This is a genomic window from Streptomyces sp. NPDC053673 (assembly GCF_055585225.1).
Genome location: NZ_JBVJKN010000023.1, coordinates 1 through 24,592 on the forward strand (window position 1 = coordinate 1; position 24,592 = coordinate 24,592).

The 24,592-nt window shown below is 68.4% G+C and carries 21 protein-coding genes and 7 pseudogenes; 12 read left to right on the forward strand and 16 right to left on the reverse strand.

The genetic code is table 11. From position 1 onward, the window contains the following. Positions 1–105 precede the first annotated feature (105 nt). Positions 106–392, forward strand: a pseudogene (locus ACZ6ZQ_RS27275) (transposase family protein); the annotation flags it as partial. A gap of 138 nt (positions 393–530) precedes the next feature. Here the strand turns inward: ACZ6ZQ_RS27275 and ACZ6ZQ_RS27280 are convergent. The 6 genes and pseudogenes from ACZ6ZQ_RS27280 to ACZ6ZQ_RS27305 all read right to left on the reverse strand — a co-directional run bounded on the left by ACZ6ZQ_RS27280 (position 531) and on the right by ACZ6ZQ_RS27305 (position 3,632). Next, positions 531–917: a VOC family protein gene (locus ACZ6ZQ_RS27280; RefSeq protein WP_469771251.1), complete on the reverse strand. Its 387-nt coding sequence runs from the start codon at positions 915–917 to the stop codon at positions 531–533. Continuing rightward, positions 914–1,207 carry an ArsR/SmtB family transcription factor gene (locus ACZ6ZQ_RS27285; RefSeq protein ID WP_266485955.1) on the reverse strand — a complete coding sequence of 98 codons (294 nt, stop codon included), beginning with the start codon at positions 1,205–1,207 and terminating at the stop codon, positions 914–916. The genes ACZ6ZQ_RS27280 and ACZ6ZQ_RS27285 overlap by 4 nt, the downstream gene beginning before the upstream one ends. An 81-nt stretch (positions 1,208–1,288) precedes the next feature. Continuing rightward, positions 1,289–1,699 carry a cytidine deaminase family protein gene (locus ACZ6ZQ_RS27290; protein ID WP_469771151.1) on the reverse strand — a complete coding sequence of 137 codons (411 nt, stop codon included), beginning with the start codon at positions 1,697–1,699 and terminating at the stop codon, positions 1,289–1,291. A 500-nt stretch (positions 1,700–2,199) separates the two neighbouring features. Continuing rightward, positions 2,200–2,300 (reverse strand): annotated as a pseudogene (locus tag ACZ6ZQ_RS27295) (IS5/IS1182 family transposase); the annotation flags it as partial. Between the two features lie 83 nt (positions 2,301–2,383). Continuing rightward, the gene (locus ACZ6ZQ_RS27300) at positions 2,384–2,842 is read right to left on the reverse strand and encodes a nuclear transport factor 2 family protein (protein ID WP_469771152.1); all 459 of its coding nucleotides are present in this window, start codon (positions 2,840–2,842) and stop codon (positions 2,384–2,386) included. Between the two features lie 58 nt (positions 2,843–2,900). Next, positions 2,901–3,632 (reverse strand): SDR family NAD(P)-dependent oxidoreductase, encoded by a 732-nt coding sequence (locus tag ACZ6ZQ_RS27305; RefSeq protein ID WP_469771153.1) that lies wholly within the window; start codon positions 3,630–3,632, stop codon positions 2,901–2,903. A gap of 86 nt (positions 3,633–3,718) precedes the next feature. On the opposite strand from ACZ6ZQ_RS27305, the gene ACZ6ZQ_RS27310 reads away from it, so the two are divergent. Continuing rightward, the gene (locus tag ACZ6ZQ_RS27310; RefSeq protein WP_469771154.1) at positions 3,719–4,315 is read left to right on the forward strand and encodes a TetR/AcrR family transcriptional regulator; all 597 of its coding nucleotides are present in this window, start codon (positions 3,719–3,721) and stop codon (positions 4,313–4,315) included. A 6-nt stretch (positions 4,316–4,321) separates the two neighbouring features. On the opposite strand, the gene ACZ6ZQ_RS27315 is transcribed toward ACZ6ZQ_RS27310, so the two are convergent. From ACZ6ZQ_RS27315 to ACZ6ZQ_RS27335, 5 genes are all read right to left on the reverse strand, one after another. Next, positions 4,322–5,071: a transposase gene (locus ACZ6ZQ_RS27315; RefSeq protein WP_469771155.1), complete on the reverse strand. Its 750-nt coding sequence runs from the start codon at positions 5,069–5,071 to the stop codon at positions 4,322–4,324. A 530-nt stretch (positions 5,072–5,601) separates the two neighbouring features. After that, the gene (locus tag ACZ6ZQ_RS27320; protein WP_469771156.1) at positions 5,602–6,129 is read right to left on the reverse strand and encodes a hypothetical protein; all 528 of its coding nucleotides are present in this window, start codon (positions 6,127–6,129) and stop codon (positions 5,602–5,604) included. 454 nt (positions 6,130–6,583) lie between these two features. Next, positions 6,584–6,799: a barstar family protein gene (locus ACZ6ZQ_RS27325; protein WP_469771157.1), complete on the reverse strand. Its 216-nt coding sequence runs from the start codon at positions 6,797–6,799 to the stop codon at positions 6,584–6,586. Further along, the gene (locus ACZ6ZQ_RS27330; RefSeq protein ID WP_469771158.1) at positions 6,793–7,098 is read right to left on the reverse strand and encodes a hypothetical protein; all 306 of its coding nucleotides are present in this window, start codon (positions 7,096–7,098) and stop codon (positions 6,793–6,795) included. Before ACZ6ZQ_RS27330 ends, ACZ6ZQ_RS27325 begins: the two co-directional genes overlap by 7 nt. A 4-nt stretch (positions 7,099–7,102) precedes the next feature. Then, the gene (locus tag ACZ6ZQ_RS27335) at positions 7,103–7,453 is read right to left on the reverse strand and encodes a helix-turn-helix domain-containing protein (protein ID WP_469771159.1); all 351 of its coding nucleotides are present in this window, start codon (positions 7,451–7,453) and stop codon (positions 7,103–7,105) included. A gap of 198 nt (positions 7,454–7,651) precedes the next feature. On the opposite strand from ACZ6ZQ_RS27335, the gene ACZ6ZQ_RS27340 reads away from it, so the two are divergent. Both ACZ6ZQ_RS27340 and ACZ6ZQ_RS27345 read left to right on the forward strand, forming a co-directional pair. After that, complete coding sequence (locus ACZ6ZQ_RS27340; RefSeq protein WP_469771160.1) at positions 7,652–8,842, forward strand: cytochrome P450; 1,191 nt, start codon at positions 7,652–7,654, stop codon at positions 8,840–8,842. A gap of 387 nt (positions 8,843–9,229) precedes the next feature. Then, a pseudogene (locus ACZ6ZQ_RS27345) lies at positions 9,230–9,414 on the forward strand (RNA-guided endonuclease TnpB family protein); the annotation flags it as partial. A gap of 60 nt (positions 9,415–9,474) precedes the next feature. Here ACZ6ZQ_RS27345 and ACZ6ZQ_RS27350 read toward each other — a convergent pair. Then, a complete protein-coding gene (locus ACZ6ZQ_RS27350; protein WP_469771161.1) occupies positions 9,475–10,563 on the reverse strand; it encodes a helix-turn-helix domain-containing protein in 1,089 nt (362 codons plus the stop codon). Between the two features lie 445 nt (positions 10,564–11,008). Here ACZ6ZQ_RS27350 and ACZ6ZQ_RS27355 point away from each other — a divergent pair. Next, positions 11,009–11,313, forward strand: a pseudogene (locus ACZ6ZQ_RS27355) (transposase); the annotation flags it as partial. A gap of 6 nt (positions 11,314–11,319) precedes the next feature. Here ACZ6ZQ_RS27355 and ACZ6ZQ_RS27360 read toward each other — a convergent pair. Further along, positions 11,320–12,057 (reverse strand): SDR family oxidoreductase, encoded by a 738-nt coding sequence (locus tag ACZ6ZQ_RS27360; RefSeq protein ID WP_469771252.1) that lies wholly within the window; start codon positions 12,055–12,057, stop codon positions 11,320–11,322. Between the two features lie 151 nt (positions 12,058–12,208). On the opposite strand from ACZ6ZQ_RS27360, the gene ACZ6ZQ_RS27365 reads away from it, so the two are divergent. Next, positions 12,209–13,009 (forward strand): helix-turn-helix transcriptional regulator, encoded by an 801-nt coding sequence (locus ACZ6ZQ_RS27365; RefSeq protein WP_469771162.1) that lies wholly within the window; start codon positions 12,209–12,211, stop codon positions 13,007–13,009. Positions 13,010–13,230: 221 nt separating this feature from the next. Here ACZ6ZQ_RS27365 and ACZ6ZQ_RS27370 read toward each other — a convergent pair. After that, positions 13,231–13,890, reverse strand: a pseudogene (locus ACZ6ZQ_RS27370) (M15 family metallopeptidase). A gap of 142 nt (positions 13,891–14,032) precedes the next feature. Between ACZ6ZQ_RS27370 and ACZ6ZQ_RS27375 the strand changes: the two are divergent. The 5 genes and pseudogenes from ACZ6ZQ_RS27375 to ACZ6ZQ_RS27395 form a co-directional block, all read left to right on the forward strand. Next, positions 14,033–14,215 (forward strand): annotated as a pseudogene (locus tag ACZ6ZQ_RS27375) (MFS transporter); the annotation flags it as partial. A gap of 13 nt (positions 14,216–14,228) precedes the next feature. Further along, complete coding sequence (locus ACZ6ZQ_RS27380; protein WP_469771163.1) at positions 14,229–14,576, forward strand: BUD32 family EKC/KEOPS complex subunit; 348 nt, start codon at positions 14,229–14,231, stop codon at positions 14,574–14,576. 766 nt (positions 14,577–15,342) lie between these two features. Next, entirely contained in the window at positions 15,343–16,524 is a 1,182-nt protein-coding gene (locus ACZ6ZQ_RS27385; RefSeq protein ID WP_469771164.1) for an FAD-dependent monooxygenase, read from the forward strand. Next, entirely contained in the window at positions 16,524–18,062 is a 1,539-nt protein-coding gene (locus tag ACZ6ZQ_RS27390; RefSeq protein ID WP_469771165.1) for a hypothetical protein, read from the forward strand. The genes ACZ6ZQ_RS27385 and ACZ6ZQ_RS27390 overlap by 1 nt, the downstream gene beginning before the upstream one ends. A gap of 402 nt (positions 18,063–18,464) precedes the next feature. Continuing rightward, positions 18,465–19,262, forward strand: coding sequence for a polysaccharide deacetylase family protein (locus tag ACZ6ZQ_RS27395; RefSeq protein ID WP_469771166.1), 798 nt, complete (start codon positions 18,465–18,467; stop codon positions 19,260–19,262). A gap of 706 nt (positions 19,263–19,968) precedes the next feature. On the opposite strand, the gene ACZ6ZQ_RS27400 is transcribed toward ACZ6ZQ_RS27395, so the two are convergent. Together ACZ6ZQ_RS27400 and ACZ6ZQ_RS27405 are read right to left on the reverse strand one after the other, a co-directional pair. Beyond that, positions 19,969–20,331, reverse strand: coding sequence for a DUF427 domain-containing protein (locus tag ACZ6ZQ_RS27400; protein WP_469771167.1), 363 nt, complete (start codon positions 20,329–20,331; stop codon positions 19,969–19,971). Positions 20,332–21,536: 1,205 nt separating this feature from the next. Continuing rightward, positions 21,537–21,791, reverse strand: a pseudogene (locus ACZ6ZQ_RS27405) (ATP-binding protein); the annotation flags it as partial. Between the two features lie 349 nt (positions 21,792–22,140). Between ACZ6ZQ_RS27405 and ACZ6ZQ_RS27410 the strand changes: the two are divergent. Then, positions 22,141–23,916, forward strand: coding sequence for a S8 family peptidase (locus ACZ6ZQ_RS27410; protein ID WP_469771168.1), 1,776 nt, complete (start codon positions 22,141–22,143; stop codon positions 23,914–23,916). The last annotated feature ends 676 nt before the right edge of the window (positions 23,917–24,592 follow it).

A 24,592-nucleotide genomic window follows, 5' to 3' on the forward strand; every position in this document is an offset into this window, starting at 1 on the left:
TCCTCGTACTGGACGTACTCGGATGAGTCCGACAACGCAGCGAGCGGGCGTGCCAGGCGTCGTGGGCCAGGCGGGACTTTCGCAACACGCCCTAGGTCGTCGACCGGCCTGCACCTGCGCACCCTGGCGACGTGTTCTCCTACGCCGTGGCCGAGAACGTCACAGTGTGCATCGACGGCACCGGAACCCAGGTCCGTCGGCCGAAGGCCGGACGTCCCGGACGGGCCGCCTACGTCTCCGGCAAGGGCAAGCAGAACACGATCAAGACCACCACCATCAGTGACGGTCGAGGACGCACCCTGTGGTGCCGGGCGGCGCGGCCGGGCCGGATGCACGACCAGACAGCGATGCGCGCCGACGTACGCCAGTACATCGAAATCCAGCATCGCCCCGTGAGCTGAGGGCAACACTGCCAACCCGCGCGCCAGCGCAGATCAGAGCAGCCTTGAGGTGCGCTTCTCCCCCGCCCTGAGGAGCGGAGCACTGCGCAAGATCATAGGTAGACGGCAGCGGGCGTCCGGGCCGGCGTCTTACTTGCTGTGCACGATCTGGATCAGGTTGCCGCAGGTGTCGTCCAGAACCGCAGTGGTGACCGGGCCCATCTCCAGCGGCTCCTGGGTGAAGTGCACCCCGAGGTCGCGCAGCCGGTTGAACTCCGCATGTACGTCGTCCACAGCGAAGGAGGTGGCAGGGATGCCGTCCTGGACCAGCGCCGTCTTGTACGGCTGCACCGCGGGATGGCCGGAGGGTTCAAGCAGCAGTTCGGTCCCGTCGGGATCTTCCGGCGAGACAACGGTCAGCCACCGGTCCTCGCCCAGCGGGACGTCATGCTTCTTCACGAAGCCCAGCACGTCGGTGTAAAAACGCAGGGCCTTGTCCTGGTCGTCGACGAAGACGCTGGACAGGTGGATCTTCATGGGGTGCTCTCCGGTGCCTCGGGCCTGAGCCATCGGGTCACGATGCGCTCAAGGGGTTCGGTGTTCAGATCGTGGAACTTGTAGCGGCCCTGGCGCCGCGAAAGGACCAGACCCGCGGATTCGAGTACAGCCAGGTGCTGGCTGATCGCCTGGCGAGACAGCCCCAGGCCGTGCTTTGTCACCAGCCGCGTGCAAATCTCGAACAGGGTCTGGCCGTCCCGTTCCACCAGTTCATCAAGGATGCGCCGACGGGTGGGGTCGGCCAGCGCCTTGAAGACATCCTCCGCCATGACCCACACCATAGGCAAGCGGCGACTTGCCTATCAAGTGGGGTGCCCTGCCGTCATCCGATCGGAGGGACGGGCCCTCGACTAGACGTCGAGCCGGTGGTCGGCCCAGACGTAGCCTTCGGGGAGCAAGTCGGTGATAAGGACGGTTCGGACGCGGTCGTCTTCGCCGACGATGACCTTGAGGGCGGGAAAGTAGTCGAGGAGGACCTGACGGCACCGGCCGCACGGGGGGACAACTCCCCGGTCGCGGTCGCCCACGGCGACGATCGTGTCCAGCTCGTAAATGCCCTGGGCGGCTGCGGCACCGATGAGGACCAGCTCGGCGCAGGGTCCTCCGGTGAAGTGGTAGGCGTTCACCGCCGTGACGATCCGGCCGTCCTGGGCGCGGCCGGCGGCTGCCATGGTGTGGTTGTCGCCCCGGCAGCGAACGCGAGCTACGTGCGCCGCCGCCTGGATGAGTTCGTCGTCGACGTGGCGGATCTGGGTGGTCATTCTCTCTGCCTTCGTCAGGTGTCAGGGGTTCACGCGGCTTGGGCCTCGTACCGGATCTTGGAGAACCGCGCCCCGGGGGGGGAACGCGAGCAGGCACAGCAGCGTGTCGGGCAGGTATTGCCGTGTCCGGCCAGTTGCATGATCCACGACTTGGTGAGCACTGCGCAGGAATCCGGGCTTGGTGCGCACTCGTTGCGACGGCTCAGCGTGAGCAATCGGGGCCTTGGAGTGCCGGTTGGTCACCGCGGCAGAGCCATATGCTGCTCAGGGTGCCTGTGTCCGTCAGTCATGGAGGTCCAGGACCTCTTCGAGGTGGTTGGCGGGGCAGAGCGGTTCTCTGGCTGAATTACCCGCCTGCCTGAGCGGCGTATATGGGATGCAGCCGGGCGGCTGCGTCCGGGGGGCAGATCTCGTCCTCCGGGCAGCACCAGGGCGCGGACGCGCGGGCACGTAACAGCCCCGCCGAGGGGGGACAGCGGGGCTTCAATCACTGAGCTTCTTCAGCGGTGCCGCTCCAGGGTGAGTATGGCTTGGCGATTGACGTCATGCGGTTCGGGCTGCAGCGGGCGTCACGGAAGAGCTGCCAGGACCCGAGGCGGGAGCCGAGGCGACAAGGTTGAGCACTGCGACCTCGTCGCCACGCGGCCCCGTCCCAGTGGCGCGCACCACGGTGCAGGCTGTCGACTACAGGCTGGCGATGCTGTCCTGCACCGACTTACCCCAAGCCACACCTTCGGCGTGCGTGCTGGCGAAGTCCGGGTCCACGTAGATGTGGAGCCTCTTGATGAGTTCACCCTCGAACTCGAACACATTGGCGAACAGCCCGAAGGAGGAAACGCCGTCAGGGAAGTCCACGCCTGACGTCGTTGTTCCCCTTTCCGCGCCCTCGACGATCACGTAGTTCTCGGACGACAACACGGTGAAGCCCTCGATCAAGTGCTCGAGCGACGCGATTCCCCGGCCGACCCCCTGAGCGAACGCTGCGATCTGCGCCTTCCCGCGCGCGATGCCGAACTTCGGGTAGAACATGTGAGCATCTTCCGTGAAGAGGTCGATGACCGCAGGGTTGCCGGCGTCCACCATGCGGAAGTAGTTGACAGCAATCTCTTCGCGACGCTTCTGAATATCGCTGGTGGCGTTCACTTTTCCTCCTGGTACGTGGTGTGTTGTGGTGCGCTCTCGCGCTGGTTGAGGGGCGCGGTCAGACCTGCGCGTGGCCTCCGTCGACGAACCAGTCGGCGCCGTTGACGAAGCTGGAGGCGTCCGAGGCCAGGAACGTCGCCACGGCGGCGATCTCGTCCGGGCGGCCGATCCTGCCGAGCGGCACCTCCGAGGCAAGCTGGTGGTCCGGGCCTACGGCGCCAACCAGGCCCGGGGTCTCGGTCGGGCCCGGGGTCAGCACGTTCACCCGGAACTTCCGTTCCTGCGCGCCGAGCGCCCAGCTGCGCACCAGGTTGCGTACTGCTGCCTTCGATGCGCCGTAAGTTGCCAGGCTCGTTCCGGGGGAGAGCGCATTGGTCGACCCTGTCACCACGATCGAGGCGCCGTCCGACAGCAGGGGCAGCGCCTTCTGCACGGTGAAGATCGTGCCCTTCACGTTCGTACCGAAGGTGGCGTCGATGGCTTCCTCTGTGATCTCACCGAGAGGCTGAGGGACGCCGCTGCCAGCGTTGGCGACAAGCACGTCGATGCGGCCCGCCTCCTCGCGCACGACCGCGTAGAGGTCATCGAGGTCCGTCTGTACCGAAACATCGGTCCTCACACCGGTGGCCGCCGGCCCGATCTCAGCGACGGCCGCGTCGAGCGGCTCCTGACGGCGACCGGCCAGGAACACCCGTGCCCCCTCCGCGGCGAACCGCCTGGCGATGGCAAGCCCAATGCCGCTGCTGGCTCCGGTGACCACCGCGACCTTCCCTGCGAGTACTTCGGTCATCGCGCTCCCACTCCTCATTCTTGACTGGTTCGTCCATAACACTAGCCGTTATGGACGAACCAGTCAAGAACCGGTAAGCTGTCCCCATGGCGCGACCTAGGAAGTTCGACGAGCAGCAGGTACTGGACACTGCCCGGGAGCGGTTCTGGTCGGGTGGGTACGCCGCCACGCGCATGGAAGACATCGCCGAGGCAACGGGGCTCGGCAAAGGCAGCCTGTACGGCGCGTTCGGCGGAAAGCAGCAACTGTTCCACCGCGTGTTCGACGACTACTGCACCTCCGTCGTCGACGCTGCGAGCCGGCAGCTGCGCGGCAGCGACACGGACGCCTACGCGCGGCTGTCCGCCCACGTGTACGCGGTGGCGGCGGCGACTGCCGCAGACACCGCCCGCCGGGGATGTCTGTTGGCCAAGGGCGCCGCCGAGCTGGCCGAACACGACGAGACGGTGGCCAAGCGGGCTCGCGCGGCCATCGAGGCGCTGCAGGCGCTACTGGAGGGCGACATCGCAGCCTGTCAGCGCAACGGCGACATTGCCGCGGACGCGGATCCGGGAAAGCTGGCTGTGCTGGTGCTCGCCGTGCTGCGCGGCATTGAAGCGGTGGGCAAGGCCGGAGCGAGCGAGGAGACGCTGACCGATATCGCCCGGACAGCCCTTGCTGCACTGCCCCGCCCCGCCCACTGAGTCTCCTCACCGTTGCCGCTCCAGCGTGAGGATGGCCTTGGCGATTGACGTCATGCGGTTGGGGCTGATGCGGGACCTGCGGAAGATCCGCCAGGACTTCAGGCGGGCGACGCCGCGCTCGACGGGTGCCCGTGCCGCGGCCAGGGCCCGGTTGACGGTCTTCTCGGTGGGGGCGAGTTCCTGCAGGGGCCTGCGCTTGACGCCCGTGGTCAGCCAGGGACCGCCGCCCTGGTAGGCGAGATCGGCCAGGATGGGGGCGCCCTGGCGCTCGCAGATCCGGATGATTCGGTGGGTGCGGGCTGCGGTCAGGTCGTGGGTGCGGCCCGGCAGTGCAGGTGAGAGCCACAGCAGCCGGCCGCCCGGATCGGTGACCACCTGCACGTTCACCCCGTGCCGACGGTGCTTGTGGGAGTAGTCGGCCCGTCCGTCGCCGACCCGGTCGCACTCGGCGAGCGTGCCGTCCAGCAGGACGAAGTCGGGTTCTTGCTCGCGCAGCGTCTTCAGCAGGCCCGGAGCACGTTCGGCGAGCAGGTTGACGACCGCGGTGGTGTAGGTGTGGGCGGTGGACTCGCTGATCCCGAACCCGGCGGCGATCTTCGCCAGGGTGATGTGTTCACGCAGGTACACCAGCCCCACCATCGCCCGCTGGGACGGACGGAGCTTGCAGCGGCGGTCACCTTCGCGGGTGACGATGAGCATGGTGACCCACTCCACGAGGGCATGGGGCAGGTCGAGTGCGGCAGGATAGACGACCAACGAGGCCCCCGGAGCAGCGTGGTTGAGACGTCAGACATCTCGATCAACTGCCCGAGGGCCTCACTCGTTGCGCTTCACGGCCCGTCACTCAATCGGTGGCCAACTCGAAGAAGCTCACTGTGGCAGGAAGCGCCGCGAACGTGTCCGTTCGCGCCGCGCCGCTCGCCGCGTGCCCGGCCGAGCAGGGCCAAGGGGCAGACAGGGCCTGCCGGCGCACGGGGACGGCCGGCGGCGAGAGGCGGGGAAGCGGGTGAGGGAGCAAAGGAGGAACGACAAGGCGAGCGGGCCGCGCCGAGCCTTCTCACCACGCCTCCTCATCCGACCATCGCGGAGAAAGACACCTCATGCGGCCGACGGGTGTCGGCGTTCGCGTGAAAGTACCCAGCTCGGTACACGGAAACGTACCCAGCAGGCTGGACGCCGGAGTGCTGGGGCCATCCGATAGCCGGCCCCGCCCAGGACGGCGGCTCCCACGTCCTGGAGACGCCCCCGAACGCCTCGCCTGCCCACTTCCGTTGCGGCGCGGACGGTCAGCGTGGGATCAGTGTGCCCTCTCTGGTGACCGTCAGGCGCACCTGGGAGCCGTCCGGCGAGCAGTTGCGGCCGTTGGAATAGGTGGGCTGCGGGGTGGTGGCACTGATCTGCCGGTCGAGCACAGTGGCGCCCCGCTGGTTCTTGAATACCAGCGTGACCTGTATCGGCTTACTTGATGGGAGGTCACGTATGATCACGAAGCCAGGCCAGGGGAGAGAAGGCTCGGGGTTTTGCGAGGCCCTCGCTGCCGGGGATTCTGTGGCGGTAGCGGATTCCGTGGTCATTACGGGGTTTCCTGGAGTCGCCGGTTCTTCCGGCCAGGTGTCCAGCTGCAGCGTGCGCTTCCGGCATGTGCCGTCCCAGCAGGCTGTGAGGGTCGCGTCGGCCACGCTGTTCGCCAGTTCCGGGTGTACAGCGACCCGGATCCCGGCGGGCGTGTCGATCAGGGTGCAGATGTCTTGCGTGTAACCTCCGCACGCGGTCAGCAGCGCCAGGGGGACCGCCAATCCGATGCTGCGTCTCACGCTGGCTCCTCGGCAACCGTCTGCGTCTTGATCATGGCCACTCATGTTGGCACAGCAGCTGCAGCACGTCACTCGACCTGGACTGTCACGTGCCATCCTCTCTCCTGTTGCTGAGTCAGGGCTGCGCGGAGCATGGCTGGTGAAGCGGAAGCGATTGCCCCGTGTGGCCGGTAGCATGAACACGGGTCGGCCACAGCGCGGCCGTCTTGCTCCTGGAGCGAGCAGGGTGCGTCAACACGTTGGCGCAGCCCCTATGTTGCCTGCGGAGGCTGGGTACGTAGCCGTGTACCTGCCTGAGCACGCCTGGGTGTACTCCGACACCGACGGGTCAAGTTGACCTTGGTTGCCGCTCTGGCTTCGCGCGGCCGCGCATATGGCCGGTGAGGTGTCTGGTCCTGACTTCACTACTGGTCATAGACGACGCTGAAGTCCTGGGCCCTCTCGTCGTAACTTTTCAGCAAGTCGCGGACGTGGTCGCAGCCGGCGGTTCTCTGAGTTCCCACTCGGCCCAGTGGACGAAGCGCAGTTGCTTGGGCATCTCGACGAGGCCGGTGATCGCATCCCAGAATGCGTCCCAGTTCATGCCGTAGAACGACGGGAAGCCGAACTCCCGCTTGAGGACCTCATGGAGATCACGCTCGCTGCCGACCGACCCGACGTCGATCACCACCTCGCGGTTCGGATCGCATGCCGACTCCTCGGGTTCTCCCCAGAAGGAAGGGAGCCACCAGCACAGGACTGCCCCGTCATCAGGCCAAGGGCGGCGATCTTCGCCCTCGAAATCTTCGAACAAGTCGGTGGCCGGGTCGATCGGGCGCCATGCCGGGTCGACAAGTTCGTCATCCGACGGGGGCCGAACGAACCGCCGGCCCCGCTGGTCGCAGGCACCATGGGCGCGGAGTTCTGCTGGGCCTCGGCGAGCGACCATCGATTGGCGCCACCCGGCCTGAACGGCCAGTGGAACTGCACCGGGTCATCTTCCCAGCTCGGCTGCGGTGCGCCTGCTGTCCTCGGACAGCAACAGGTCGACGTGCACGCGCGCTGTCATTCTCGGCATCCCCGACCTGACCGCCAGCTCGACGATCTCCTCTTCCATCGGGCCGCCCGGCACTCCAGCTGCACGTGGGGGTGCCGGTGTGCCGCGCTGCGCCCGCTGGGCCGTCGCCCGCTGCGCCTGATGGGGCCGGTAGCCGCCGGGGCCGCCGTTGCGTGCGACCTCCCGGCTGATCGTCGAGGTCGGCCGGTCGAGCCGCCTGGCGATCTCGGCGTAGGAGAACCCGTCGGCGAGTCCGGCCGCGATGCGCTCGCGGTCCTGCTGGGTCAACCGTCCTCCTGGCATGCCACCAGTATTGCCTTCGCCTCCATTCATTGCAACGCGGCATTGCATTCGACCCCAGCGTCATTGCATCAATTTACCGCCATCCACCAGCACTTACACTCTTCGAGTAATTGACGGTACTCCAAATGCAACGTAGCTTTCGGCATACGTCAAACACGTGATGTCGCGAGATGAGGAATGGCCATGAGCGAATCCGTCCACACCGTCACGACGCTGCCAACGGAGCGTCAGCCCGGTTGCCCCTTCGACCCGCCGGCAGAGCTGATCGACGCCCGCCGACACGGCCCCATCAGCCGCTGCACCCACCCCGGCGGAAAGCCCGGCTGGCTAATCACTGGATACGACCTGGTCAGGTCGATCCTGGCCGACTCGCGGTTCAGCTCGCGCAAAGAGCTCCTGAACGTGGTCGACTTCGAGATCCCACCGGCGCCGCCCGGCGAGTTCCTCCTCATGGACGAACCACAGCACGGGCGCTACCGGAAACCACTGGTGGGCAAGTTCACCGCGCGGCGGATGCGACTGCTCACCGAACGCATCGAGCAGATCACCACCGACTGCCTGGACGCCATGGAGAAGACCGGGCCGCCGGCGGACCTGGTGACCGCGTTCGCCAAGCCCATCCCCACCATCGTCATCTGTGAATTGCTCGGGGTGCCGTATCGGGACCGGGACTCATTCCAGGAACAGATCGACAAGTTCATGAACGGGGAGACGAGCGACGAGGACCTGACAGCGGCCTATACCGCGACCCAGAACTACCTCGCACAGCTGGTGGCCGCCAAGCGCGCGAACCCCACCGACGACGTGCTCAGCGAACTCACCGACAGTGACCTGACCGATGAGGAGCTGCAGGGGATCAGCCTGATCCTGCTGGCGGCCGGGTTCGACACCACCGCGAACATGCTGTCCCTCGGCACCTTCGCGCTGCTGCAGAACCCGGCACAGCTGGCTGCACTGCGCGCCGACCCCGCGCTCACCGACCAGGCCGTGGAAGAGCTGCTTCGGTATCTGAGCGTCGCCAAGACGTTCATGAGGACGGCGCTGGTCGACGCCGAGGTGGGCGGCCAGACCATCGAGGCCGGCACGACGGTCGTCCTGTCGTACAACACCGCCAATCGTGACCCTGAGCGCTTCACCGATCCCCACGTGCTCGACCTCCACCGGCAGGACGGTGGGCACCTGGCCTTCGGCCACGGCACCCACCTGTGCCTGGGCCAGCAACTGGCCCGCATCGAGATGCGGATCGCCCTCTCCGCGCTGCTCAACCGCTTCCCCACGCTGCGCCTGGCCGTACCGGCCGAAGAAGTCGGCCTGCGCCCGGAGACCGCGGACATCTACGGGGTGAAGAGCCTCCCGGTCACCTGGGATGCGTGACCGACACACATCTCCTCCCAGTAGGGCGCTCCTCAACCGGCCAGGAAACCGCCGCAGTTCCTCTGCGCTCCAAGTTCGTGAACAGGGTTTGGAAACTGTGGCTCCTGTACACCTCGTGCGCCGTGGTGCTGATCTGTTTCGCCACAACGGTCATCCTTCTGCCGGGAACGTCTTCCGGACGGTACGAACGTTTCACGAGCGGATACGACTCGCTCGAAGCCCCGGACTGGTTCGTCGCCATCGCGAGGGCTGGAGCCTGGTGGGCTTCCTATGTCTCCGCAGTCGCAACGCCCCTCCTCATCGCCCTTGCTGCTACTCACCTGCTGGCTCGATGAGCTCAGCGCCACCACCTGCGCACCCCATGGGGGACGGTAGGCATCACCTGGCTGCGGGGCGAGAGCCAAGCACGCACAGCCGCTGGGTGAGCGCACCTACACCCGCACCGCGTGCGGAGTCGTCTGTGTCCACGGGACAAGAACTCCGCACGCGAAACGCTCATCCGGGCAGGTCTGAACCCGACCGGCACTGCTCGTGGAAGACCAGGCGGGACGCCGTCCCGCAAGGCGGCGTGAGGCGGAAATCCCCGCTCAGCCCTCAAAACGGGAATCCACTCCCCTCAGGGAGGGGAGCAGTCAAACGCAATCGTTGGTGACGTCCCAGCACGTCTCCTCCGGGAAAGGGTCGCCACCACCCGACACAGGCGGCGTGCTGGTCGACGGCGGTGGTTCGTAAGTGGGCGGTGGTTCGTACACGGTCGGACCCGGCTGCCGCGGGGTCCGCGCTGGCTCCGGCTTCCTGGGATGGGCCGGCTTCTTGGACGGGGTCACCGATGGGGCGTCCACCGTCCCGCTCGGCGCAGGCCCGTCCTTGACGGGCTTGGTGACGGCAGTGCTGGACGTGGCACCGCCCGAGGGACGACTGGACTCCCTCGACGGAGAAACAGTGGCTGTCGGAGCGCCCGTCCGGGGCACTTGCGGCCCGCCAGAGTCGTCGCGGGGAAACAGAATCCCTGTGGCAGCTGCCGTGAGGAGCACGACCACGGCACTGGCCGCGATCACCAGGCTCGGCCGCCGAAGACGACGCTGAGCCCCCTGCGGACCCGCAGGTACGGGCTGCGCTGTCTGCGGTGCAGCAGAGGGATTCCGCTGCACCAGGCTCGTGGACAGGGCACCCTCGCTGGCGCCTGTCGCCGGCACAGGCACCTGCGGTGTCTCAACCGCGGGTGGGGGCACCGCGGCCTTCTGCCCTTTTTCAGGAACAGCAGGATTCTCCGCTTCGTCCGCCACACCAGCGGCGTCCGCGTCAGCGGTTTCGCTGTGGAACGCGGCACCCTTCCGTGGACCTTCGTCCAGGCTGCTTCGCGACTCCGGGCCTGGATCCAGGCGCTGCGCGGCAGGCGATCCCACTGGCGCCGCATCTTCGGCTGACACGACGTCGAAGGCGTCATGCTCGAGCTCAACAGCCAGGCGCTTGCGGACTCCCACCCAGGCCTCGACCGTGGGCTCGTCACCGCCACAAGCGCGGACGAATGCAGCCAGCAACTCCTCGCGCGGCAGCTCCTGCCGGTTCAATACGCCGGCGAGCGTGGCACGCGGCAGAACGTCGCCAGCCGCCCCCGCCCGGCGTTCCAACTCGCGATAGCTGAGATGCGCCCACTGCCGTAATTGCCGCATCACTACCACGAACTGCGCAGAGTCCCCAGCGTCATGCGGGCGCGGCATCCCCCCGTCCACCTCAGTCCCCCGGTTTCAGTTGTCGGAACTCAGTCATCCTCGGCAGCTTAGACAACCCGGACGTGCCATTACCCATCCTCTCCTCGATCCATTGACGCCGAATCGCGATGCAATGGCCGGCACTTCGAGCGCAGGTTCGGCCTCAGCTGTCGCATCAAGCCGGGCTGCACCACGGCTGCCCGGCACATCGCCGTAGTTCGGCACGAGCAATGCGGGGGCCGAACCTGGACGGCATCGGGCGCCGCCTCCACGACATCGCGATCGCTGACGGTCAGCACGAGGTCGCCAACGCGCTGACCTACGTCTTCGGAGGCGCGAGATGCCCGGACTGCGAAAGCGACTTCTTGGTACCCGACCGGATCAGCGCCGACTGGTCTGCCACACAGTAGGGCCAGGGGCATCGCCGTCTTCGCCGGGAACGGGCACGGGATGCTTCGGCGGCGTCGCGCCGGTCCCACGGACTCCGGCAAGATCGGTGGAATCCTGTGGCGCCCTCAGCGCCACAACCGTCGCCTCCAGCGGATCTTCTACACCTCCGCGCTGTTCGGCATCAGAAGGTGCGAGGAATCCCGCCGGTTCTACGATCGCAAGCGAGCTGAGGGCAAGCGCCACGCCCAGGCCGTCCTCACTCTCGCTCGCCGCCGTGTCAACGTCCTCTGGGCTCTGTTGCGCGACGGGCGGTGCTACGAGCTCGGCTTGTGGTTCAAGGTCCTGGTCGGAGATGCGCCTCGAACTTGAGCGGGGTCAGTTCTGGGCGGTCGGCCGGACGACGATCTCGTTCACGTCGACGGTTGCAGGCTGCTCGATGGCGAACGCGATGGCTTGGGCGATCGCGTCCGGCGGGATTGCGATCCGGTCCCGCATCTCGGTGATCTGTGCTCGGACCTGCGGATTCGTTGATGCCTCGGCGAAGTCGGTCCCTACTGCGCCGGGAGAGACGGTGGTCACCCGCAGCGAATCACCGGCCTCCTGGCGCAAGCCTTCGCAGATGGCGCGGACCGCGAACTTCGTACCGGCGTAAACCGCCATGGTCGGCACGATGCGAAATGCGGCCGTGGAGGCGATGGTGATGAAGTGGCCCACGCCCTGAGCCCGGAAGACCGGCAACGCTGCGCCGATTCCGTGCAGCACACCCTTGACGTTGACGTCGACCATCTGGTCCCACTCGTCGACCCGCAGATCGTCCAGAGGCGAGATCGCGCCGGCCCCCGCGTTGCTGACCAGCACATCGAGCCGGCCGAATCGCTCGCCGGCCAGTGCGACCAAGCTGTGGAGGTCGTCCCGTCGCGTCACGTCCGTGCGGGTCTGCACGGCCACGCCACCCGACTTCTCGATCCGCGCCACCAGCTCCGCGAGGCGCTCGGACCGGCGCGCACCCAGGACGAGCCGCGCGCCTCGCTCGGCCAGCAGCAGCGCGGCCGCCTCGCCGATGCCGCTGCTGGCTCCCGTGACCGCCACGACTTTGCCGTCGATTCCCGACACGATGTCCGCCTCTTCCTTCCGAATTACCGGTAGCAGGTGACCTACAGAGGTCATCGGTGAGAGCTGCACCTCCCACCAGGGATCCAGTGTGCGAGGCGTTTAGCCTGGTATCCAGAACGTGTTTATTCTGGAACCAGAGGTGCCATCCACGATGCAGACGCAGCCGAATCAGCGCCGTGAGCTGGGCGCTTTCCTTCGCAGCCGCAGAGAGCGGATCACACCTGACCAGGTCGGACTGCCACACACCGGCCGACGACGGACCCCGGGCCTGCGCCGGGAAGAACTAGCGCTGCTCGCCGGGATCAGCGCCACCTGGTACACGTACCTCGAGCAGGGCCGGGACATCCGCGCCTCGGACCAGGTGCTCGACGCCCTCGCCTCGGCGCTGCAACTCGACCGGTACGAGCGCGGTCACCTCTTTCAGCTCGCCGGTCACCAGGCTGCGGTCGAAACCGAAGAACCCGAGCCACTCGCCGCCGAGGTGGCAGCCGTCCCGCTCCTCCTCCAGCCGCATCCGGCATACATCATCGGCGGCAACTACGACGTGCTCAGCTACAACCAGGCGGCCGACGAGCTGTTCCCGCACCTCACCGCGGCAGCGGACCGGCCGGCGAACTTCGCCCGCTGGGTGTTCCTCGAACCTGCCGCCCGGGCCGTTCTGGTCGACTGGGAACTCGAGGCACGCGGCCTGCTCGCCCGGCTGAGGACACTGGCAGGACGCCACCCGGGCGACCCCCGGTACACCCGGCTGATCGACGAGCTGAACGCGGGCAGCCCTGAAGTGCGTGCCTGGTGGCCGCAGTACGACGTGCAGGCCCGGCACGGCGGACGGAAACGGCTACGGCGCCCGGGAGGTGGAGTGATCGATTTCGCTTACACCGCCTTCCACCTGGCCGAACAGCCAGAGCAGACACTGGTGATCTACTCCGACAACCGGGAATCGGCTGATTGAGCTTCAGGCAGCCCATCGCTCTCGCGGCTTGACAAACGGCATTAGGAATCGGTGAGACGGACTGTGATCCGTCAGTCTTCGGTGAGATTCGCTCAAGGTTTGGTGCGACAGGACACACATCGGCGCGCTGATGGACGAAATCGCGTATCTCACCGAAAAAGCGACCCACAGAAAGGCGGTAGGGGCGGCCGATCTCACTGGTGCGGGTGTCTCCATGAAGCCTACGGCGAGTCAAGTTCCTTGGGGCCGTAGTGGGCGGCTTCCACTCCTGTCACCAAGGCCCAGTAGCGATCTCCGTATGACCAGTGCCTCCACTCTGTGGGATAGTTGACCAGGCCGACAGCGGTGAGCGCTGTACCCATGATGTCCCGATGGGAGCGAGCCTCGCGGCTGATGTTGTCTGCCCGCATGTAACAGGCGCCCGCGCTCTCCTCAGGAGTCGCATTCATGCGGGTGCCCATGTCGAGTTCACGGCCGTCGGCATCTGCGAGCGTCAGGTCAACGGCTGCGCCGGCGCTGTGCGGTGCGATCTCGGGGGAGACACGTAACGGCTGACTGCCGAACGGATCTGCTCCGCGGACCATTCCGGGTGATCGGTCCGCAGTTGGGTTGCGTATTCGTCGAAGTAGCGACGTTGAAGGGACGGCGGTCGATACCCCTCGACGAGCAGCAGCCGCATACCTCGAGGCAGCTGCGCCTGGGCTTTGAGGAGTCGCTCGAGCACCCCTTCCCGTAGGTGGGCGAAGGCGCCGACGGAGTCCTGCCACTTCCGCGTCAACCAGCAGGGGGCTGTCTCGTCGCACATCCACGAGCCGTTCACCGCACTCCTCAGCAGGCACGGCTGCGACCTTCGGGTCGGACATCAGAACGATCTCAGTCATGACGCGATCATCTCGCGGACCTGCGTAGTGCAGCCAGTTTCGGGTCACCTCGTGCCGCGAAGGGTCTGTCCCGCCAGGTGGTCTCACGGAAGCGCGGGCGGTGGCTCTCAGCCGGTGGCATCTCCTCGGCTGGAGGGCACGAGCGAACGTGGCCTACGCCTTCTGCCTCAACGTCCCCGAAATCGCGCTCCCTCTCGTCCTGGTGACACAGTTGCACGCATCCCCGGTGTGATCGGCAGCCATCTTCGTGGCCAACCCGGTGCTGGTGGTCACCCTGCAGGTTCCGGTCACCGTCCTGGTGTCCCGCTTCTCGCGGAGAGCCATGGGCAGGGCGGACGGTGGCAGTGTCACCGCCGTGTGATCAACGGGACGTCGACGCCCCCCTCGCCCTGCGCCACGCGGTGCCGGCGCTCGGAGCGGGCCGCGCACCGCAGCTGCGTGCCTCGAGCGCCGAGCACCTGGCCCTGCTGCTGACCGCCGTCCCGGGCCGCCCGCTCAAGCCGGTGCTGGTGAGCCCTCCGGAGGAAGTCCGCGCGCACCGGCAAGGGGGCGCCTTGCTGGCCCGGCTTCACGCCGCCGGAGACCTGTCCGGCCCCCGGCGCGCGGAGGCCGATCAGGGCAAAGTGCCGTGGACGGTCCTCGCCGACCTGGAGGGCCACGAGTTCTGTGTCCTCGCCCGGTCCTGACGCGGAGCCTTGACGACACCCCGACATGTGAGCCCTGTCTGCTCATGCGCCATGACCCCGAGTGGGTTGCGCTGCCGCGTCTCGGTCGATTCGGGCGGCGAGAGTTTGCGCGTAGGGGGGGGCGAGATCGGCTCGCTCGTCAACCACAACGCTCAACTCGCCGACTGAAGTCGAGCTCCTCCGTCCGTTCCGCAAGCTTGCCGCGTTTCTCGGCAAGCTCCTGTTCCAACCTGACGACGCACCACTGAAGTTGGTCGTTGTTCGGGGAGTGGACCTGCGCGATGATCTTGCAGTTGCCTGCTCCTCGCCGCGCGTGATCGGGCGGGGTACGCCCACTGGGTCAAGAACGGGTCGACGTGCACCCACTCCTGGATGTCCGCCGGCGAGTTGGCGGAGGCCCCAGGCAAAGCCTTGTGAACGCGGCGTGACACGGCGTCACAGCAACTGTCGTGGCTTGGAAGGCAGTTGGGCGAGGCCTGGGGCTGAGCCGGGAATCACTCGCGAGATTCACAGGCTCGCTCGGGAGCGACCGGCGTTTGCAGCAAGATCACCATATGGTCTCTTTCAGGTTTGCCTTGGCCGGCGGTCCGCCCCTCGGCACGTTGACAGGCGCCTGTTGACATGTTGCTATGAGGCGCCGCTCAGCCGGACCTACGCCGCGTCGCATGCCGTTCGACGGGAGCGGCACCGGATCGACGGCCGCTTGACCGGAGCGGCGCCCCCATGCCGCTTCGGAGCGGCGCCCCCGAACCCAGAGCGAGGACCCATGCCTCAGCGCGCCGCGACCATCGTCGGCGGCGGGATCGGCGGCCTCGCGGCGGCCATCGCCCTGCACCGCCGGGGCTGGCGCGTCGAGGTGCTGGAACGGGCCCTGGAGTTCACTGAGATCGGCGCCGGCATCTCCCTGTGGCCGAACGCGCTGCACGCGCTCGAGGCGCTCGGCATGGCCGGCTCCGTCCGGGCACTCGGCGCCGTCGAGGCCACAGGCGGCGTACGCGACCGCCAGGGCCGCTGGCTGTCCCGTACGGACAACGCGGAGCTGGCGCGCCGCTTCGGCCAACCCCTGGTGGTCCTGCACCGCGCGGACCTGTTGCGGGCGCTCACCGAGGCGCTGCCCGCGGACAGCCTGCGGCCGGGCAGCGAGATGTCCGCGGTCCGCGACGACGGCCACGGCCTGGTCGTCGATCACCGTAGGGGCCAGTCGCGGCCCGACCTCGTAGTCGGTGCCGATGGGCTGCGCAGTGCGGTCCGCCGCGCCCTGTGGCCCGACTCGGCCGGTCCCCGCTACGCCGGTTACACCGCCTGGCGCATGGTCACCGAACCCCTCGCCGAGCCGCCCTCCGAGGGCGCAGTGACCTGGGGCCGGGGGGCGAGGCTCGGCTACACGGCGCTGCCGGGCGGGCGGATGTACTGCTTCGCGACCGCGTCGCTGCCGGCGGGAGCGGCCTCCGGCTCGTCCGAGTACGCCGAACTGCTGCGCCGGTTCGGGTCCTGGCCGGATCCCATCCCCGCCCTGCTGGCCGCCGTCCCCGCGGACGCGGTGCTCCGCCACGACCTGTACGACCTTCCGCCGCTGCCCTCCTTCGTCCGTGGCCGGGTCGCGCTGCTGGGCGACGCGGCCCATGCCATGACCCCCAATCTGGGCCAGGGCGCGTGCCAGGCGCTGGAGGACGCGGTCACCCTCGCCCACTGCCTCGACGGGACCCCGGACGTGGCCGCGGCGCTCCGCTCGTACGACCTGCTGCGCCGCCCGCGGACCCAGGCCATCACGCGCCGCTCCGCCCGGCTCGGCGCAGTCGGCCAGTTGTCGTCGCCGGCCGCGGTGCTGCTGCGCGACACGGCCGCCCGGCTGACGCCGACGCGGGCAACGCTGCGTTCCATGACGCCGGTACTCGGCTGGACCGCGCCCGGTGACCCGTTGACCGCGACGGAGAGCGAGAGCCACTGATGCCGGACTGGACGTATCACCCGCTGCGCGGCTTGGCCGCTGCCGCCCTCGGCCGGCGCCGTTCGCACCGCACCGCACTGCGGCTGCTGGCCTCGATCGGCTCCCGTCCTGCCGGCGCGCGGTTGATAGCCCGTGGCTTCGGCCACCGCCATCCACCGGAGCGGCTCGCCGGCGAGATCGCCGGCGTGCCCGTGAACGTCCGCCTCGGCATATCCGTCCCGCCCTCGCTCGCCCGCGAGGCGGTACGCGCCATGCCCCCGCTCGGGGCCGGTGTCGTCGAGGTGGCACCTGTCTCGGCGGCCGACGTGGAGACCGTCCGCGAGGCCGCTGCCGGCCGCTCGATCCCGCTGGTTGTCCGCACCTGCGACCCGGAGGCCGAGACCGCCCTCAAGCCCCATGTCGACGGCTTCACCAGCGATGACGACCCGCATGTGGTCCATGTGTCCGACCCGTCGGTCACCGCCGCGGCTGCCGCGCTCGAAGAGCCGGGCGCCGTCGTGCTCGCCCGGCCCGGGGTGCTCGTCGCGGCCGGACCCGGCTGGTTCGCACGGGTCACCGAGGCGGCCACGCCCACCGCGCCCGCTCCGGTGCTACGGAACGTCGGCCGCGATCCCCGCGGCTGGCCCTCCTGGTGGTGGGCGCTGCTCGTCGGGCTCGGCATGACGGGCGCCGGACTCGGCGCCGCGGCGATCACGCTCGGGCCTGTGCTGCTCTGGTACGACCGCGACTACCTGGGTATGACGCTGCACGAACTGCATGCCGCCAACCACCACCTCGTGCACTTCCTCCAGCACGACCGGATCACGATGGCCGGCACGATGGTGGCGATCGGCGCCCTCTACACCGGCCTCGCCGTGGGCGGGATCAGACGCGGCTGGCCATGGGCCCGCGAGGTGTATCTGCTCTCGGGGGCGATCGGCTTCCCCACCTTGTTCTACTTCCTGGCCACCGGCTTCGTCGAACCCCTGCACACCGCCACCGCCATCGTGCTGTTCCCGATGTTCGTAGCCGCGGTCCGTCGGTCGCCGCACGCCCCGCGGTGGCGCCTTGCGCCCGAGGGGCCGGAGCCGGAGCGCCGGCGGGCGCTGGTCGGCCAACTGATGCTGATCGTCACGGGAGCGGGGCTGTTCGCCGGCGGAGCGGTGATCTCGGTGATCGGTCTGACCGGCGTCTTCGTGCCGACCGACCTGGCCTTCCTGGACACCACCACGCAGACGCTGGCAGCCGTGAATCCCCGGCTCGTGCCCTTCGTCGCACACGACCGCGCGGGGTTCGGCGGCGCCCTGATGGCCGCCGCAGTGGCGATCATTCTGCTCAGCGCGTGGGGCTGGCGACGGGGTGAGGCCTGGGTGTTCTGGAGCCTGGCCGCAGCGGCGGCCGCCGGCTTCCTGCCGGCTGTCGTGGTGCACGGTGCGATCCACTACACGGACTTCATCCACCTCGCGCCGGTCTACTTCGGCATCGCCATGACCGGCACCGGCCTGCTGCTCGCGCGTCCGTACCTCTGCGCCGAGGCGTCGGCGCGGGTGAAGGACTGACCAGCCTCGGTGCCGTCGCGCACCGCACTCGGACACCTGGTCACCTTGACGAGGTTGAAGTTCTCGGCGAAGCCCAGCCGTCCGCCGAGGAGGCGGGTCGGCGAGGTCGCGCACACATGCTCGGCGGCAGCCGTACTCGTTGAGGGCGGCCGGAGCATGACGAGCGGCCAGCTCGTTCGTACCCATGCCCCTGCTCTGTCCGTTCCCTCGCACGTTGCATGTGACGCTCGGGCTGGCTTCGGCAACGTCAGTTCGCCCTGAGCGATGTCCGCGAGTACGGCTGCCCCGCCCGAACAGCCCGCGGAATTGTGCTAGATCGGTAACAGCCGGATCCATTGCTGTCGCCACCCCGTCCTCCCGAGTGCGACACGCGTGCAGACGTAGAGAAGAGCGGGGGCGGACATGGGGCAGAGTCGAAGCCGAGGGACCAACGGCCGTGTGCTGGCGGCGGCCGTCGTCGTGGCGGGGGTCACCGCCCTGGCCGCGGCGTGGACCACTCAGGCCGTCCCCGCCGGGGCCGGGCCGGCCGCCCCGCCGAAACCGAAGCCGATCGCGGGCCAGACCTCCGTGCCTGATCCCAAGCTCCCTGCCCCCGTTGTCAGCATGGACATCGCCCATGCCTCCGACAAGGGCCCCAAGGGCGTCAACATCACGATCGACGACGGTCCGGACCCGGCGTGGACGCCTCAGGTCCTCGCCGTGCTCCGGGAGAACGGCGTCAAGGCGACCTTCTGCATGGTCGGTACGCAGGCCCAGGCCCATCCCGACCTGGTCAAGGCCGTGGTCTCGGACGGTCACCGGCTGTGCGACCACTCCGTCTCCCACGACACGACGATGGACACCGCGTCACGTGCCTACCAGTCCAAGGAGATTCTGGACGCGGAGCGGATGATCACCGAGGCCTCGGGCGGTGTCGAACCGCTCTACTACCGTGCTCCGGGAGGCGCGTTCACACCCTACAGCCGTCAGCTCGCCGCCTCGCGGGGCATGCGGCCGCTGGGCTGGAACGTGGACTCCAAGGACTTCAAGCAGCCGGGAGCGGCCGCGATGGTGAAGACCGTGAAGAACGAGCTCTCCAACGGTCCGACAATCCTGTTCCACGACGCAGGCGGCGACCGCGGCCAGACGGTCGATGCCCTGCGGCAGGTTCTGCCGTGGCTGCGGCAGCAGGGGTACGTCTTCGGCTTCCCGGTGCGATGACACCACAGTGAGGCTTCGACGTCCGTCGCGAGGATCCCTCGACCACAGCCCACTGCCCGCGTGCACCTTCCGCCTCCCGGGCCCGCTCGCTACGCAGGGACCGGCGCGCGCCGCTCCGGCGCCCGTCGTCGATGTTGCCCGTGCCGGGCCAATGACACCCACATCGGCGGGGTATCCGATGGCAGCCGGCGCCGGGCTCATCATGATCAAGCCGCATATCGTCGCAGCCGCTGTTGCTCCATTCGGGTGACCTTTGCCGGTTACGGTTGCAGTCAGACTGGTACTGCGCTCCAGGACAGACCTGACCGTCCGCTCAGGTGACCGTCGTGTGTCCAGGTCGTTGATGTGGGCATGTGGCGGGGCGATCTCACCCATGCCGAGTGGGACGGCTGCCGCCGTTCCTGCCGGTCAGCAAACCTGACCCACGCGGACCGGGGCGGAAGTTCATCGGGCACAGGCGTTGCGGCTGCAGCAGCTGGAAGTCGATCTCCACCCGTGCTCGCCGCATGGGCTCGCCGCCACCCGCTCGGGTACATGAACGGGGCCAGTGGCCGGGCCGAGCGCGAGGGCGGCGCGTAGCCCTACTGACCATTCCCGCATGCACCAGGGTGCGCGCGACCTTGGGGCGGCCCGCGCCCCCTCCTAGCGAGCCGACCGCGTCGAAGAACTCTGCGGCGGACGCGCCCCAAAGCCGTGGGCCCTCCCCCTACTTCACCACCTCCGTGTCGTAGAAGCAGTAGTGACCGGCAATGGCGGCCACTTCGGGTTTCGGATCCAGGTAGGACCAGACAATGTCGTCCGCACCGGGGACCGACCAGTAGGAGGCATCGCCCTTGAACGGACAGTGGGAGGTTGCGGCGGACGGGATGAGCAGGTCGGTCCGTACGTCGGCAGGCGCCAGGTAGTACCGGACAGGGCAGCCGGTCTCGCGCAGGACCAGGGGCTGTCGGCTTTCGGCGAGCACCCGGCCGTCCCGTACGACGCGGACATGCTCGGTACCCCGCGCGACGGTAATGCGGTGGCCGCCGCCCTGGCTTTCGGGCCTTGTCTGTGGTGAGTGTGAGGTCATGACCGGATCAGCGTTCGGGCGCGGCTCAGTGTTCCCGGCCGCGGCGCCGAACGGCGGGGCGGTGTCGGGGCACCTCGCCCGCGCAGGAGCGCACACGCACAAGTCGCGGGGCGAGATGGGGCGCGGTGGCCCTGCGCTTGGCTTTGACGGCCCTGGTGGGAGGGCGGTGGCGACCACCCGGCCGCCCTCGTCTCCGCCACCCGGGCCAATGCTGCACAGCTGTCCTCACGGTGGGGAAGACCAGCCCTCAGGATCGCGACTGCCTGCGCAAACACCGAAGCAGTGCACGCTCCGTCACCAGCCGATCACGATCGAGCTGCCGCCACCGGTCCCGCCGTCGACGAAGATCGGTCCGCACCCGCGACTGGTACGCGGATATCCACCACTTCCTGGACGAAGGACGGCCCATCTCCGCCATCGCGCGCCGTCTGAACCTGGATCGCAAGACCGTGCGCCGCTTCCGCGACACGGACCTCGACCAGCTTCTCGCCTCCGCACGCGATCTCCGTCCCAAGGGTGTACTGGAGCCGCTCAAGCCATACCTCAACGCAGGCTTCATCGAGGCCCAGGGGCGAGTCAGCGGCACCCGCCTGTTTCACGAGATCCACGAGCGCGGCTACCAGGGCAGCCGTCAGGTCGTCCGCAAGCGCCTCGCCCCACTGCGGGCAGGCACAGCTGAGCCGGTCCGAGCTGTCATGAGCTGGCTGGTCGATGGGTGCCCGGGTCGTGTCACCCGTGTCGGCGTTCGTTTGAGAGTGCCCAGCCCGGTACACGGCGGCGTCTCCAGCAAGTTGGACGCCAGGCTGCCGGGACCGCCTGATAGCCGGCAGCCCTGGGGCACGGGCTGCGGTCTGGGTGCCCCATCGCAACGGGATGTCCAAAGCCCCCTTGGTGGCGGCCCCGTCCCGCATCCGACGATCAACTTCGACGCCACGCTGTTCGTCCTGCATCCTGACGACGTGCCAGGCACCGCTCTGCATCCCGGCCCCCGGCGTCGCGCCGGCTGCTGCGGACTTCACGGCCAGGACGGCCCCCACCTCGTCTGCGCAGACTGCGGTGCCGAAGTCGCCGCCAAGGAATCCGACTGCGGGACCGACAACCTGGTAGCGCTGATAGCCGCCGCAGTCGTCAGCAGCACGGGATCTCCATCTTGAACCCGTTGACTTTCGGCCCCACCTCGCACGCGTTCGCCGGAGCATGTGCGCTTCGCCGAAGGTCTTGTTCGAGGTCAGGATGATGGAGCCCTTCTCGTAACGCCTGGAGATGACCTGGAAGACCAGGTTCGCCTCGGCCCGTTCCAGCGGCTGGTAGCCCACCTCGTCGACCACGAGGACACCGGGACGGAGGTAGCTGGTGAGCTTGCTCATCAACCGTCCCTGGTCCTCAACGGCCTTGAGGTGGCGGACCATGTCGTCGAGGCCGGTGAAGTAGACCGAGTAGCCGACCCGGCAGGCCGCGAGGCCAGGGTGACAGCGCAGGTTGATTGCGTACCCGTGATTCACCGGGCACGGATAGGCAACTGCTGTGCGTCGAGCCTAGGTTCGTCGCATCGTCCTGGCGCGCCGTCCCGAGCCTGGCGCGGTGCCGACGGGAGCGAGTCGCCATCGCGCGTGCGGGACCTGGCCGGCGCGTCTCGCGATGTGTCCCCCGCCCTGTGATCCAGGCGCGGGGCACACCCGCCCGTCTCGTCACGACCTCCTCCGGCGCGACGACACCGGGCGGCCCGATGTCAGCAACGGTCCGGACACCCCACATGCACGCGGTGCCGCTTCGGCACACCAGGATCCGGTCCGGTCGAAGGGAATCACAGTGAAGAACGAACACCGAAAAGCCCGGCGTGGACGAATACTTGTCGCATCCGCACTGGGTACCACGCTCATCGGCGTCGGCGCGGTGGCCACCGCCATGGCGGGTGAGGAATCCCCCGCCCCCGGCGCTCCCACGCGGGCGGAGGCCGTACCGACGGCAGCCGAACGCACCGACGGACTGATAGTCGGCTACAAGCCGAAGTCGCCCGAGGCCGGTTCGGACAATGCGTTACGAGAGGACACCAAGGCCAAGGCAGCACAGGCCGAGGAAAAGCTGTCCTACGAGCGCCGTCTGGGCACTGGCGCCGTACTCATCGACCTGGGTGGAGTGCAGCCCACCAAGGATGTCGCGGCGCTGATGGAGAAGTTCAAGGCCGACCCGGACGTGGCCTACGTGGTCCCGGACGGCCGAGTGGAGATTCCGCCCCGCGAATCGTCCGCCGGTGGTGACGGCTCTGGCACGTCCGCTGCCGGCGACCGGGTCTCCGAGCAGTGGAACCTCTCCGAGGCGGCCGCGGGCATGAACGTCCCCGACGCCCTGCGTACGTCCACTGGCCAAGGAGTGACGGTCGCCGTCCTCGACACGGGCGTCGCCGAGCACTCGGACCTGGTCGCCAACACCGTCCCCGGGTACGACTTCGTCGCCGACACGCCCAACGCGAAGGACGGCGACGGCCGCGACGACGACGCCTCCGACCCTGGTGACGCTGCCAAGGACGGCGAGTGCCGCGACGAGTCCGGCAAGCCCCTGCCGAAGCACGACTCGTCCTGGCACGGCACCCACGTCGCGGGCATCGTGGCCGCCGCCGACGACGGCAAGGGCATCGTCGGTGTCGCACCTGGCGCAAAGGTGCAGCCGGTGCGGGTGCTGGGCCGCTGCGGCGGCCTTGACTCCGACATCGCCGACGCCATCACCTGGGCGTCCGGCGGACAGGTCGCCGGCGTAGTCGACAACAAGACCCCGGCCAAGGTCATCAACATGAGCCTCGGTTCCGAGGGCCCCTGCAACCCGGTCGTGCAGGACGCCATCGACGGCGCGGTCCAGCGCGGCTCCACCATCGTCGTGTCCGCCGGCAACGCCGACAAGGACATTGCCGGGTTCAACCCGCCCGTCTGCGACAACATCGTCACCGTCGCGGCCACCGACCGAGGTGGCGACCGTGCCGAGTACTCCAACTTCGGTGACAGGGTGGACATCTCGGCTCCCGGCGGTGAGACATCGGAGAAAGCCGCCGACGGCATCCTCTCCACGGTGAACTCCGGCACTGACGGGCCCGCCGCCGAAAGCCACGCCTTCTACCAGGGCACCAGCATGGCTGCCCCGCACATTGCCGGTCTCGCCGCTCTGATGATCGGCGCCGACGCCTCGCTCACGCCTGCGGCGATCGAAACGGCCATCAAGGGCAACGCACGCGCCGTGCCCGGCGTGTGCGAGGGGGGTTGCGGCAGCGGCCTCGCCGACGCAGCCAAAACCGTCGCCGCCGTTGCGAAGGACCCCGCGCCCGGACCGGAACCGACGGCCACACCGACGGACGGGCCGACTCAGCCCTCTGCGCCCGCTCCGATGCGAGGTGGATTGATGAACGGGGACACCAATGAGCCCGACGGCACCGCCGGGCCGACACGTCCACGGTGGTCAGCGTCGCCGACAACACAGTCACCGACGAGGCATTCGGCAACAACGGCGAGCAGCTCAGCGACAGCCGGGCCGGTCGGGGCACATCGACGGTCGGCCACCTCAGCGTCGACCTCGTCCGCATCGACGGTGAACGAGTGACCATCCGCATCTCCTGACCGGCCCTCTGTCAGGGATGCATGACCGGCCGCAGCGGACACCGCGGGACCCGCCAGACGGACCAGCGCGGAGTGAACGCGATCTCGCCGCTGCGGCCGGTACATGCCTGGCCGTCATCGCCCCCGAAAGGTCATCCGTGAAGCCCCCGGCACCGACCTGCACGGGCGCCGTCAAGCTGCCGCGCGGCCGCACGCTCCAGGCGTCCGGCACCGGCGACCAGAAGTACTCGTCGTCGGTGAGGCCGTCGACGTCGCAGTCCAAGCCCGCCCCAACCGGCCCCGATCACCGACAGCCCATCGCGCACACGCCCACACCTTCCGACGATGTTTCCTCCACTACCTCCCCGCCTGAAGCCGGCCCCACGGCTCAGGAACGTCGCAAATGCCGACGGGACCTACGAGATCGTCACCATGGCAACCGGCCTGGCCCTGAACGTGGGACGCGGCGACGAGCAGCGGGACGCCGGTCATCCAGTATCCACTCGACGGTGGCGACAACTCCACGTGGACGGTGACCCCCGACGGCAGGATCCTCGCAAACCACAGGCGGCCCGGAGCGCTGGGCTGCGGTTCCGGTTCGGGGACGAACTCGTGGGCGAGGCTGAGGGGGGTCTTCGGATGATCCGCAGGTGGTCGATCTCCTCGTCGAGTTCATGCAG